We start from the raw sequence: 13,300 nt of genomic DNA on the forward strand, positions 1-13,300 counted from the left end.
GCAGGCAATCGCCGGGCTTCATCCGGCGCCAGCGGATCCTTACTCTTCGTTGCCTTCGCGCTTCTTCTCCGCCGCGACGGTGTCGGGCAGTTCACGCAGCAGGTTGTCGATGCGCTCACCGCGATCGACCGAATCGTCGTAATGGAAATGCAGCTCGGGCACGTGGCGCAGCTTCATCGCACGCGCCAGTTCCATGCGCAGGTGCCAGGCCAGTTCCTTCAGGCCCTTCATCGCTTCTTCGGAGCGCTCGGCCATAAGCGCGGTCACGAAGATCTTGGCATGGGACATGTCGCGGGTGATTTCCACATCGGACACGCTGACCGAGGGCAGCCCGTGTTCGCGCACGGCGTTATGCACCAGGGTGCCAAGTTCGCGGCGGATCTGGGCGGAAACACGGTCGGTTCGATGGAAAGTCTTGGGCACGCGGCAGGGCTCTTTTATTTGGGGGGTGACACGGTGAACGGTGATGCCTTGAAGCAGGACCGGGCCTTTCGGCCCGGTCCCTTGCAGCATTACAGGGTGCGCGGCACTTCGATACGCTCGAAGCACTCGATCTGGTCACCCGGCTTGACGTCGTTGTACGCCTTCACGCCGATACCGCACTCGGTACCATTGCGGACTTCGTCGACGTTTTCCTTGAAGCGACGCAGCGATTCCAGCTCGCCCTCGAACACCACGACACTGTCGCGGAGCACGCGGATCGGCTTGTTCCGCTTTACGATGCCTTCCACGATCATGCAGCCGGCGACAGCGCCGAACTTCGAGCTGCGGAAGACGTCGCGCACATCGGCGATACCGATGATCTCTTCGCGGATCTCCACACCCAGCAGACCGGAAGCCACCTGCTTCACCTGGTCGATCACGTCATAGATGATCGAGAAGTAACGCAGGTCGACGCCGTTGGATTCAATGATGCGACGGGCCGAAGCATCCGCACGCACGTTGAAGCCGATCACGGTAGCCTTCGAAGCCACCGCCGAGTTGGCGTCCGATTCGGTGATGCCGCCCACGCCGGAGTGGATCACGTTGATGCGGATGTCGTCGTTGGACAGACCCACCAGCGCCTGGCTGAGTGCCTGCACCGAACCCTGCACGTCGGCCTTGATGACCAGGTTGAGCACCTGCTGGCCCTCGCCCTTGCCGAGCGTGGCCATGATGTCTTCCATGCGGCTGCCGGCGGACTGCACCAGGCGCGATTCACGGCGCTTGGTTTCGCGCTGCTGCGCCACGTCCTTGGCCAGACGCTCGTCTTCGACCACCACGAAATCATCGCCCGCTTCCGGCACGCCGGACAGACCCAGCACCTGCACCGGGATCGACGGACCGGCCTGGTCAGGCTGCTTGCCGGTTTCGTCGAACAGGGCACGCACGCGGCCGTACTGGATGCCGCACACCAGGTAGTCGCCCTTCTTCAGCGAACCCTGCTGCACCAGCACCGTCGCGACCGGGCCACGGCCCTTGTCCAGCGAGGATTCGATGACCACGCCGCTGGCGCGGCCGTCGGCCACGGCCTTCAGTTCCAGCAGTTCGGCCTGCACGGAAATGGCTTCCAGCAGGTCGTCGATGCCCAGACCGGCCTTGGCCGAGATCTCCACCATCTGGATGTCACCACCGAAGTCTTCGGAGACGACCTGCTCGGTGAGCAGTTCGTTCTTCACCCGCATCGGGTCGGCGCCAGACTTGTCGATCTTGTTGATCGCCACGATCAGCGGCACGTTCGCCGAACGCGCGTGCTGGATCGCTTCCTTGGTCTGCGGCATGACGCCGTCATCGGCAGCCACCACCAGCACCACGATATCGGTCAGCTTGGCGCCGCGGGCACGCATCGAGGTGAAGGCAGCATGGCCCGGGGTATCCAGGAAGCTGATCACGCCCTTCGGCGTTTCCACGTGGTACGCACCGATGTGCTGGGTGATGCCACCCGCTTCGCCGGTGGCGACCTTGGTGCGGCGGATGTAATCCAGCAGCGAGGTCTTGCCGTGGTCGACGTGGCCCATGATGGTGACCACCGGCGGACGCGATACGGCTTCGCCGCGCTCTTCACCGGTAGCGGCCAGCAGCGCCTCTTCGACGTCGTCATTGCCAGCGCGGACCACGACGTGGCCGAGCTCTTCGGTCACCAGTGCCGCGGTGTCGTGGTCGATGCTCATGGTGATGGTCGCCATGACGCCCATCTTGAACAGGGCCTTGACCACTTCGCCGCCCTTCAGGGCCAGCTTCTGCGCCAGGTCGGCGACGGTGATGCTGTCGCCGATCGCCACTTCACGCACGACCGGCGCCGTCGGCCGCTCGAAGGCGTGCGGACCACTGTTCTGGCTGCCGCGCATGTCGCGACGACCCGGCTGCGGACGGCTGCCCGGACGGCCACGGTTGTTGTTGTTGTTGCTGTTGCCACGGCGCGCACGGTCGGCGGCGGACAGATGCATCTGGCCGGCGAAACGATCGCCACCGGGGCGATCGGTACGTGCCGGACCGCGGTTGTTGCGGTCGTCCGAACGCGGCGGTGCAGCGCCACGCGGCGGCGCGGACGGGCCACCGGCCGGCGGACGTGCCGCACGCGGGGCGGCCGGGGCGGCATCGGCCGGACGCGCAGCAGCCGGACGGCTGGCGGCAGCGGCTTCGGCGGCCTTGGCGGCGATGGCGGCTTCTTCAGCAGCCTTCTTCTCGGCTTCAGCCCGTTCCTTGGCGGCAACTTCTTCCTCGCGCTTGCGCACGATGGCTTCATCACGCAGGCGGTCCTTCTCCGCCAGCGCTGCCTGTTCATCAAGATTGCGCTGGCGGGATTCCTCCAGCTTGCGCAGGATGTCGGCGCGCTCCTCATCCGGGGTCATGCGCGCGGCCGCCTTGTCGTAGGTGCGCTTCTGGCGCACTTCCACGTTCACGGTGGTCTTGCTGCGACCCGCGTTCACCGTCACTTCCTGGTGCTTGCGGCGGTTCAGGGTGATCTTCTTGGAAGCCTCGGTGGCCTCTTCGACGGCCTGCTCGGGCTTGCCGTGGGCACGACGAAGGAAGCCCAGGAGCTTCACCTTCTCGGTGCTGGTCACGACCTGTTCGGGACCGCTGAACTTCATGCCGGCACCCGCCAGCTGTTCCAGCAGTTTTTCAACCGGTGTATTGACCAGTTCGGCAAGCTTGCGGATGGTGGTTTGCTGCGACATTCGGATCCTATGATCTTGAGGGCGCCCCCCCGTTTGTGGAGGTAGCGCGGATTCTACGCCCTGATCGGCTCAGGGCCCTGTTCATTGCCGGCTCATTCGCCGCGTTCCAGTCGGGCGATCTCCTCGGCGCGGGCAGACAGGATCAGCGCCGCGGCGCGCTCCTGGTCCAGCCCCTCGATGCCGAATTCAACCACCTCGTCGGCAGCCAGGTCCGACAGGTCCTCACCGGTGCGCACGCCATGGCTGGCCAGGGCGTAGGCGGTAACCTCGTCCATGCCTTCCAGGGCGAGCAGGTCGTCGGCAGGAACGCCGTCTTCCAGGCCTTCTTCAACGGCCAGCGCCTCGTTGAGCAGCGCGTCACGGGCACGTGCGCGCAGTTCTTCGACGATGTCCTCGTCGAAGCCTTCCACCGCCAGCAGTTCGCCGACGGGTACATAAGCGATTTCTTCCACGGTACCGAAGCCCTCGCTGACCAGGATGCCAGCGATTTCCTCGTCCACTTCCAGCTTGTCCATGAACAGCTGGCGGGCCGAGGTCTGCTCGGCTTCGGACTTTGCGGTGACCTGGTCCTGGGTCATCACGTTCAACTGCCAACCGGTCAGGCGGCTGGCCAGGCGCACGTTCTGCCCGCCCTTGCCGATCGCCTGGGCCAGGCGGTCTTCGGCGACAGCCAGGTCCATCGAGTGCTTGTCTTCATCGACGATGATCGACTGCACTTCGGCCGGCGCCATCGCATTGATGACGAAGTTGGCCGGGTTTTCGTTCCACAGCACGATGTCCACGCGCTCACCATTGAGCTCGTTGGACACCGCCTGCACGCGCGAACCGCGCATGCCGATGCACGCACCGATCGGATCGGTACGGGTATCGTGGGCCAGCACGGCGATCTTGGCGCGGTCGCCCGGATCGCGGGCGCAGGCCATGATTTCCACCAGGCCCTGGCCGACTTCCGGCACTTCCAGCTTGAACAGCTCGATCATGAACTCCGGCGCGGCGCGGCTGATGAACAGCTGCGGGCCACGCGGTTCGGAGCGCACTTCAGCCAGGTAGCCGCGCACGCGGTCACCGGCACGCAGCACGTCGCGCGGAATGCCCTTGTCCTTCGGAATGAAGCCCTCGGCGTTGCCGCCCAGGTCGACGAAGATGTTGCCGCGCTCGGCGCGCTTGACCACACCGGTGATCAGCTCGCCGACGCGATCCTTCCAGGCATCGACGACCTGCTGCCGCTCGGCTTCGCGCACACGCTGCACGATGACCTGCTTGGCGGCCTGGGCGGCGATGCGACCGAAGTCCGGGTTTTCGATCTGTTCTTCGACGTAGTCACCAACGTCGACGCCTTCGGCTTCGTCGATGGCGTCCATCAGGCGGATCTGGCGGTCCGGGGACTCCATGACCACGTCGTCTGCCACCACTTCCCAGCGGCGGAAGGTCTGGTAGGTGCCGTCCTTGTGGTCGATGACCACGCGCGCCAGCACTTCCTCGTCGGGGTAGCGCTTCTTCGCCGCCGAAGCCAGGGCGGCCTCGATCGCGTCGAAGATCACTTCACGCGGCACGCCTTTTTCATTGGCGACCGCGTCAACTACCAGCAGAAGTTCCTTGCTCATTGGCTCACTCCGCGCGCGGCTTCTTGGCCGCAGGCTCGTTGGATGGATTTTTGGTCGGCTTCGGACGCTTGGCCGGACCGGTCGGCTTGCTCGGGGCCAGCCCCAGCGCCACCCAGTCGGGCATGATGCGTGCCTTGTCGATGTTGTCGGCCGACACCACCAGGGTGGTTTTGTCGACGGTGAAGCTGATCGTGCCCTGCTCGGCATCGACCGAATCGATCCGGCCCTGCAGGCGGCGACGGTTGTCCTGCGGCAGCTTCAGCTGCACCTTGGCGTTCTGCCCCAGGTGCTGGCCGAACTGCGCCAGGTTGAACAGCGGGCGGTCCACGCCCGGCGAAGACACTTCCAGCGTGTAATTGCCGCTGATCGGGTCTTCGACGTCCATCTGCGCGGACACTTCGCGACTGACGCGCTCGCAGTCCTCGACGTTGATGGTGCGCTCGTCCTGCTCGGCGATCAGCACGTCGATGTACAGACGCAGCGTAGCGCCGCCGGGTGCGGGCAGATACTCGACGCCCAGCAGTTCCAGGCCCAGCGCATCGACGGTGGGGCCGAGCAGATTCGCGATTTCGGTTGCCTTGTCGCTCACAGCCTGCCTTGTTGTTGAATGTGGAAGAGATCCGGACCGCGGCGGGCCCGTTCCGGAAATGCAAAAGGGCCCACTGGGCCCTTTGTCCGGTGAAATCCGGTCATTGGATTCCGGCCGCAGGGCGCGCTGACGCGATCCCCTGCGAAGCCCAGCTTCTGGTCGAAGCCGGTGGCGGGATGATCGCGCTCCATGCAGAGCCAACCATCAGATATACCGCCAGCCCGCTGATGATAGACCTTGCACCGGGTTGGTGCAAGCTGCGCGCGCCTTTGAAGCCCCTGAAACGAGAAAAGCGACCCCGTTTCCGGAATCGCTCTCGTCTGATGCCTAGTTGGTAGCGGGGGCAGGATTTGAACCTGCGACCTTCGGGTTATGAGCCCGACGAGCTGCCAGACTGCTCCACCCCGCACCAGAAGCGGAATTATGCAGCATTCTGCTGCGCTGCGCAACCCTGCTCCACTTTTCCGTTGTCGGGTTGGTTGGTCGAACGGGTGAGACCCCCCCCGCGGCTGGTGGCTTACAGCAGGCTACATGCTTGGGGCCGGGTAATGGGGCTGGCCGGGGGACGGCAAAAGCTGCATCCATGCGGGCCTCGTTTCGCGCCATCCATGGCGTTCAACGCCCCCGCCCAGCCCCACCGCCCGGCCCCTGACAGGTTCCGTGGCCGCCCGCCGCGTATGAAAAAAGAAAAAAGCGGTAGCGCCGACCCATGGTCGGCGAGCGCAGCGGGCCGTTGGCGGAAACCATCCGCCGACCATGGGTCGGCGCTACCCGGGCCCCCAGGGACCTGTCGGAGGTGGGACGGGGTGGGTTGGCGGGAACGCTCATCCGCATGGATGCGGATGGCGAGCCTACACGGACGTATTCACGGCGGTTCCCGCCAACCCACCCCGTCCCGCCCAACCAGCAGCCCTGCAGCTTTCGCCGTTGCCGTTGCCGTTGCCGTTGTCTGGCTTCTGCCTGCGCGGCCAGCGCATCCAATCCCCATAACGAAAAAAGCGACCCCGTTTCCGGAGTCGCTTGTTCGTCTTGGTAGCGGGGGCAGGATTTGAACCTGCGACCTTCGGGTTATGAGCCCGACGAGCTGCCAGACTGCTCCACCCCGCATCAGAAGTGGTCGAATTGCTGCCCCGCGAGGGAGGCGTCTTGCAACGATGTTCTGGCAGAACCGCTGCAGTCACAACTCAGGAAACGAATATTACACTAATTGCGCAGCTTTGTATCGTTTTTCATGAAATATGTGCAAATGCCTGCTGGCACCACACCATGATGGGGTTCCAGGCCAGACCCAGGGCCAGCAGCGCCAGCGCGTTCACGCCCAGCACCACGCCCAGCACGCGGTCGTTGTTGCGCGGCAGCGGCTCGCCCACCGGCTCATCGAAGTACATGACCTTGATCACGCGCAGGTAGTAGAACGCACCGATCACCGCGCAGATCACACCCAGCAGCGCCAGCCACAGCATGCCGCCGTTGACCGCCGCGCCCAGCACGGCCAGCTTCGTCCAGAAGCCCAGGAACGGGGGGATGCCCGCCATCGAGGCCATGATGCACAGGATCAGCGCGGCCATCCACGGGTTGCGGGCGTTCAGGCCCTTGTAGTCGTTGATGTTCTCGGCTTCGAAGCCGTTGCGCGACATCGCGATGATCGCGCCGAAGCCGGCGGTCGACATGATCGCGTAGCTCACCGCATAGAACAGCGCGGCGGCATAGCCCTGCGAACCACCCCCGGCGATGCCCATCAGCAGGAAGCCGATGTGCGACACGGTGGAGAAGGCCAGCATGCGCTTCAGGTTGTGCTGGGCGATCGCCATCAGGTTGCCGATCACCAGCGACAGCGCCGCCAGGCCACCGATCAGGAGCTTCCACTCATCCGACAGCGGACCCACGCCGACTTCCAGCAGGCGGTAGGCCATGCCGAACGCAGCCAGCTTCGGGGCCGAGCTGATGAACAGCGCGACCGGCGCCGGGGCACCCTGGTAGACGTCGGGCAGCCACATGTGGAACGGCGCCGCACCCAGCTTGAAGGCCACGCCGGCAATCATGAACACCGCGCCGGTCAGCAGCAGCATGCGCTCGTCCGACTGCGGGATGGCCGCGTTGATGGCGTCCAGGTGCAGCGAACCGGTAGCGCCGTAGATCAGCGACATGCCGTACAGCAGCAGGCCGGAGGCCAGCGAACCGAGCACGATGTACTTCATCGCTGCTTCCGAGGCCAGGCCGTTGTCACGGTTGCTGGCGACCAGCGCGTAGGAGCACAGCGCCAGCAGTTCCAGGCCCAGATAGACCATCAGCAGGCTGCCGGCGGAGACCAGGATCATCATGCCGGCGGTGGCGAACAGCACCAGCACCGGAATCTCGCCCTGGAACAGGTCGCGCTCGCGCAGGTAGCTCCAGCCGTACACCAGGCTCAGCCCGCTGCACAGCACGATCACCACCTTCATCACGTCGGCAGCGGTGTCACGCACGAACATGCCGTGGAAGACCTCCCCCTGCCCGCCCGTGCCGGTGGCCAGCATGACCAGCACCACCGCCAATGCGGCGAGCGAGAACAGATGGGTGATCAGCTTGTTCTGCTTGCTGATGAACAGATCGAGGATCATCAGGGCGAAGGCGCTCGCGACCAGCACCAGCTCGGGAGCGAGCGGGGGCAGGTCAGCAGCGGTCAGTGGCAGCAACGGCGAGGTGGTCATTATCAAATCCTGGAATCAGTTCGCTCGGCAGGCCGATCAGAGCAATTTGCTGGAAGCAATCTGCATCGCCAGCTTGGCGATCGACGGCTCCATCAGGTCGGTCAGCGGCTTGGGGTAGATGCCCAGGGCCAGTACGCCAATGGCGAACACGCCCAGCACCAGCCACTCGCGGCCGTTGATGTCCTTCAGTTCGGCGACGTGGGCGTTGGCCACCTCACCGAAGAAGATGCGCTTGTACAGCCACAGCGTGTAGGCGGCGCCGATGATCAGGGTGGTGGCAGCGCCCAGTGCGATCCACGGATTACGCTGGAAGGCCGCCATGATGACCATGAACTCGCCTGCGAAACCGGAGGTACCCGGCAGGCCGGCATTGGCCATGAAGAACAGCATCGCGAAGGTGGCGAACCACGGCATCACGTTGACCACGCCGCCGTAATCGGCGATGCGGCGGCTGTGCATGCGGTCATACAGCACGCCCACGCAGGAGAACATCGCACCGGACACGAAGCCGTGCGAGATCATCTGCACCATCGCACCCTGCAGGCCCAGGCGGGCGGCGTCGGCATTGCCGGCTTCCCGCACCAGCCACAGGGCGATGAACGTACCCAGGGTGACGAAGCCCATGTGCGCGATCGAGGAATAGGCGATCAGCTTCTTCATGTCGTCCTGCACCAGGGCGACCAGGCCGACGTAGATCACTGCGATCAGCGACAGCGCGATCACCAGCCACGCCCATTCCATCGAGGCGTCCGGGACGATCGGCAGGTTGAAGCGCAGGAAGCCGTAGCCACCGATCTTCAGTGCGATGGCGGCCAGGATCACCGAACCGGCGGTCGGGGCTTCCACGTGGGCGTCCGGCAGCCAGGTGTGCACCGGGAACATCGGCACCTTGACCGCGAAGGCGATCAGGAAAGCGAAGAATATCCAGGTCTGCTCGGTGGCGGTCAGCTGCAGCGCATACAGGTCGGCCAGCTGGAAGCTGCCGCCCTTCAGGTACAGGTAGACCAGGGCCACCAGCATCAGCACCGAGCCGAGGAAGGTGTAAAGGAAGAACTTCAGCGCGGCGTAGATGCGGCGCGGGCCGCCCCAGACACCGATGATCAGGAACATCGGGATCAGCATCGCTTCGAAGAACACGTAGAACAGCATCGCGTCGGTGGCAGCGAAGATGCCGACGGTGACGCCTTCCAGGATGAGGAAGGCCGCCACGTACTGGTTCACGCGCTTGTCGATGGCACTCCAGGCGCCGATCAGCGCGAGAACGCTGACCAGCGTGGTCAGCGCGATCAGCGCGATGGCGATGCCGTCCACGCCCAGGTTGTAGCCGATGTCGTAGGCCGGGATCCAGGCGCGGGTTTCGACGAACTGCAGCGCGTCGATGCCCGGGTCGTAACCGGTGAGCAGCGGGATGCTCAGGGCGAAGGTCAGCAGCGCGACACCCAGCGACGCCCAGCGGGCGGTCTGCGCATCACGGATGGCAAGGACCAGGGCGCCACCGATGATCGGCAGCCAGATGAGGACACTAAGTAGGGGCCAGTTCGACACGTTTTCTTATTCCGTACAGGTCATCAACGCAGGTAATGCATCAGCAGGCCCAGGAGGGCAATCAGGCCGATGATCATCGCGAAGGCGTAGTGATAGAGGAAACCGGATTGGGTACGACGCAGCACATTGGCTGCCACGTCCGCCCCACGTGCGACCAGGTTGACGGTGCCGTCGACGATGTTCGTGTCGAGCCAGCGTGCCACCCTGCCCAGCTTGACGCTGCCGCCGGCAAAGCCGTCGATCCACAGCGTGTCCATGCCGTACTTGTTTTCCAGCACCGACACGATCGGCGCGAAGGTCCTGCGCGCCCGGCCCGACAGGTCCGGCTTCCACAGGTAGAAGATCACGGCGAGCAGGAAGCCTGCCACGGTCAGGAAGAACGGCCAGGCGGTCATGCCATGCAGCGCGAACGCCACCGGACCATGGAAGTGCTCGCCGAGGAAGCCCACGGTGTTCTTGGCCGGGTCGTAGAAGTCCACGATGCCGGTGAAGAAGTTGGTGGCCTGGCCCTTGATGCCTTCATGGGCGTGGTGTCCGGCCCAGTCGGTGCCATGCAACATCGGGCCGATGCTGAAGAAGCCGATGATGATGGAGGGGATCGCCAGCAGGATCAGCGGCAGCGTCACCACCCACGGGGTCTCGTGCGGCTCATGCGGGCCATGGCCGTGACCATGGTCGTCATGACCGTGGTCGGCATGCGCATCGGCTGCATGTGCGTCGACGGCATGGGCATGGTCATCGTGCGCATGCGCAGCGTGGCCATGGCCGTGGTCGTCGTGGGCCACGTCGCGGAAGCGTTCCTTGCCATGGAAGGTCAGGAACAACAGGCGGAAGCTGTAGAAGCTGGTCACCAGCACACCGCCCAGCACCGCCCAGTAGGCATAGGTCGCGACCCAGCTGCTGGACATGTGCGCGTGGATCTCGGCCGCCTCGATGATGGTGTCCTTCGAGTAGAAGCCGGAGAAGAACGGCGTGCCGACCAGGGCCAGCGTACCGATCCACATGGTGATGAAGGTGATCGGCATGTACTTGCGCAGGCCGCCCATCCTGCGCATGTCCTGCTCGTGGTGCATGGCGATGATCACCGAACCCGCACCGAGGAACAGCAGCGCCTTGAAGAAGGCGTGGGTCATCAGGTGGAACACCGCGGCCGAGTACGCCGAGACGCCCAGCGCCACGGTCATGTAGCCCAGCTGGGAGAGCGTGGAGTACGCGACGACGCGCTTGATGTCGTTCTGCACGATGCCGATCAGGCCGGTGAAGAACGCAGTGGTGGCACCGATGAACAGCACGAAGTTCAGTGCGGTCGGCGACAGCTCGAACAGCGGCGACATGCGGGTGACCATGAAGATGCCGGCGGTGACCATGGTCGCGGCGTGGATCAGCGCCGAGATCGGGGTCGGGCCTTCCATCGAGTCAGGCAGCCAGACGTGCAGCGGCACCTGGGCGGACTTGCCCATCGCACCGATGAACAGGCAGATGCAGATCACCGTGGCGCTGGCCCAGACAACCGGCTGTTCCAGTACCTGGATGGTGTGCAGGCCGAACAGGTCGATCGAACCGGACCACACCTGGATGGCCCCGTTGGCCAGTTCCGGATCCATGATCTTGGCGAACACGGTGGCGTAGTCGAGGGTACCGAACACCCACAACACGCCGCCGATGCCGAGCAGGAAGCCGAAGTCACCGACACGGTTGACCAGGAAGGCCTTCATGTTGGCGAAGATCGCAGTCGGGCGCTTGAACCAGAAACCGATCAGCAGGTAGGACACCAGGCCCACCGCTTCCCAGCCGAAGAACAGCTGCAGGAAGTTGTTGCTCATCACCAGCGTCAGCATGGAGAAGGTGAACAACGAGATGTAGCTGAAGAAGCGCTGGTAACCCGGGTCTTCTTCCATGTAGCCGATGGTGTAGATGTGCACCAGCAGCGACACGAAGGTCACCACCACCATCATCATGGCGGTGAGCTTGTCGACCATGAAACCGACATGCGCCGAGTACTGGCCGACTTCGAAGAAGGTGTACAGGTTCTCGTTGAACGGCTGCGCGCCGCCCCACAACAGCTGGTAGAACACGTACATCGACAGGGCGCAGCTGACCGCCACGCCGAGGATGGTGATGGTCTGCGCGCCGAGGCGCCCGACCTGACGACCGAACAGGCCGGCGATGATGCTGCCGAACAGCGGTGCAAGCACCACTGCGATCAACAGACTCTTGGCGAGTGTGATTTCCATCTGTTAATCAGCCCTTCAACGAATCGACTTCGCCGACATTGATCGTTCGACGTGTACGGAACAGGGTCACCAGGATTGCCAGGCCGATGGCGGCCTCGGCGGCTGCGACGGTGAGGATGAAGAACACGAACAGCTGGCCGGCCGTGTCACCCAGTTCGCGCGAGAACCCGACGAAATTGATGTTCACCGACAGCAGCATCAGTTCGATGGACATCAGCAGGACGATGACGTTCTTCCGGTTGAGGAAGATGCCGGCCAGGCTGATGCAGAACAGCACCGCACCCAGCGCCAGGATATGGCCCAACGTGATCATGGCTTGGTCTCCTCGCCAGCGGCCGGCATATCGACGGCGGCCTTGGTGTTGCTGTGCACGAACGGCTGGTCGACGTCCATCTTGACCACGGTGAGGCGGTCACGCGACTTGACCATGGTCTGCTCGCCCGGGTTCTGCGTCTTGATGCCGGTGCGATGGCGCAGGGTCAGCATCACGGCGGCGACCACCGCGACGGTCAGGATGACCGCAGCGAACTCGAACGGCAGCAGGTATTCGGTGAACAGGCTGCGCGCCAGCCAGGTGATGTTGGACGTGTCAGCGGCCAGCGCAGCGGCGTTGTCGGCCGGGAACGGGTTGACCGCCCTGCCCCGCACGCCGATCAGGGTGACGATCTGCACCAGCATCACCACCGCGACCACCAGCCCGACCGGCAGGTAACGTACCCAGCCTTCGCGCAGGTTGTCGGTGTCGATGTCCAGCATCATCACCACGAACAGGAACAGCACCATCACCGCGCCGACATACACCAGCACCAGGGCCACGCCGAGGAACTCAGCGCCGACCAGGATCCAGATGCAGGCCACGGAGAAGAAGGTCAGCACCAGGCAGAGCACGGCGTTGACCGGGCTGCGCGCACTGATCACCGCCGCGGCCGAGACACCGGCTGCGATGGCGAAAACCCAGAAAGCGATATTTACCCAATCCATGTCTCGACCTCAGCGGTAAGCGGCATCGGCGGCACGGCGCTCGGCGATTTCGGTTTCAAGCCGATCACCCAGGGCCAGCAGCTGCGGCTTGGTAACGATGTTTTCGCCACGATTCTCGAAGTGGTACTCGAGGATGTGGGTCTCCACGATCGAGTCCACCGGGCAGCTTTCTTCGCAGAAGCCACAGAAGATGCACTTGAACAGATCGATGTCGTAACGCGTGGTGCGGCGGGTGCCGTCCTCGCGCTTGGCCGAATCGATGGTGATGGCCAGTGCCGGGCAGACCGCTTCGCACAGCTTGCAGGCGATGCAGCGCTCTTCACCGTTGGGATAACGGCGCAGGGCGTGCAGGCCGCGGAAGCGCGGGGACTGCGGGAACTTCTCCATCGGGTACATCATGGTGTACTTCGGCTTGAAGCTGTACTTCAGCGTCAGCCACAGACCGGCCAACAGCTCCAGCAGCAGCAGGCTCTTGAAGTAATGGGTAATCCTGTTCATT

The 13,300-nt window shown here is 64.1% G+C and carries 10 protein-coding genes and 2 tRNA genes; all 12 read right to left on the reverse strand.

Annotated features, from left to right (window positions below; genetic code table 11):
- Positions 1-39 precede the first annotated feature (39 nt).
- Positions 40-423, reverse strand: coding sequence for a 30S ribosome-binding factor RbfA (gene rbfA, locus SOM47_RS00270; protein ID WP_042613000.1), 384 nt, complete (start codon positions 421-423; stop codon positions 40-42).
- Positions 424-512: 89 nt separating this feature from the next.
- Positions 513-3,158, reverse strand: a complete 2,646-nt coding sequence (gene infB / locus SOM47_RS00275; protein ID WP_042613001.1) for a translation initiation factor IF-2 — start codon at positions 3,156-3,158, stop codon at positions 513-515.
- 92 nt (positions 3,159-3,250) lie between these two features.
- Positions 3,251-4,762, reverse strand: coding sequence for a transcription termination factor NusA (gene nusA / locus SOM47_RS00280; RefSeq protein ID WP_042613002.1), 1,512 nt, complete (start codon positions 4,760-4,762; stop codon positions 3,251-3,253).
- Between the two features lie 4 nt (positions 4,763-4,766).
- Positions 4,767-5,351 carry a ribosome maturation factor RimP gene (rimP, locus tag SOM47_RS00285; protein ID WP_042613003.1) on the reverse strand — a complete coding sequence of 195 codons (585 nt, stop codon included), beginning with the start codon at positions 5,349-5,351 and terminating at the stop codon, positions 4,767-4,769.
- A 332-nt stretch (positions 5,352-5,683) separates the two neighbouring features.
- A tRNA-Met gene (locus SOM47_RS00290) sits at positions 5,684-5,760 on the reverse strand.
- 621 nt (positions 5,761-6,381) lie between these two features.
- Positions 6,382-6,458 (reverse strand) — tRNA-Met (locus tag SOM47_RS00295).
- A 122-nt stretch (positions 6,459-6,580) separates the two neighbouring features.
- Positions 6,581-8,041: an NADH-quinone oxidoreductase subunit NuoN gene (gene nuoN / locus SOM47_RS00300; protein WP_192083292.1), complete on the reverse strand. Its 1,461-nt coding sequence runs from the start codon at positions 8,039-8,041 to the stop codon at positions 6,581-6,583.
- Positions 8,042-8,077: 36 nt separating this feature from the next.
- On the reverse strand, positions 8,078-9,586 hold the full coding sequence (locus SOM47_RS00305) for an NADH-quinone oxidoreductase subunit M (RefSeq protein WP_042614971.1): 1,509 nt from the start codon (positions 9,584-9,586) through the stop codon (positions 8,078-8,080).
- Between the two features lie 23 nt (positions 9,587-9,609).
- The gene (gene nuoL, locus SOM47_RS00310) at positions 9,610-11,820 is read right to left on the reverse strand and encodes an NADH-quinone oxidoreductase subunit L (RefSeq protein WP_320504455.1); all 2,211 of its coding nucleotides are present in this window, start codon (positions 11,818-11,820) and stop codon (positions 9,610-9,612) included.
- 7 nt (positions 11,821-11,827) lie between these two features.
- Complete coding sequence (gene nuoK, locus SOM47_RS00315) at positions 11,828-12,133, reverse strand: NADH-quinone oxidoreductase subunit NuoK (protein WP_042614969.1); 306 nt, start codon at positions 12,131-12,133, stop codon at positions 11,828-11,830.
- The gene (locus tag SOM47_RS00320; protein WP_182657186.1) at positions 12,130-12,801 is read right to left on the reverse strand and encodes an NADH-quinone oxidoreductase subunit J; all 672 of its coding nucleotides are present in this window, start codon (positions 12,799-12,801) and stop codon (positions 12,130-12,132) included. The genes nuoK and SOM47_RS00320 overlap by 4 nt, the downstream gene beginning before the upstream one ends.
- 9 nt (positions 12,802-12,810) lie before the next feature.
- A complete protein-coding gene (gene nuoI, locus SOM47_RS00325) occupies positions 12,811-13,299 on the reverse strand; it encodes an NADH-quinone oxidoreductase subunit NuoI (RefSeq protein ID WP_042614967.1) in 489 nt (162 codons plus the stop codon).
- Position 13,300 lies beyond the last annotated feature (1 nt).

Source organism: Stenotrophomonas sp. CFBP8980 (assembly GCF_034046095.1).
Lineage (GTDB): Bacteria > Pseudomonadota > Gammaproteobacteria > Xanthomonadales > Xanthomonadaceae > Stenotrophomonas > Stenotrophomonas lacuserhaii.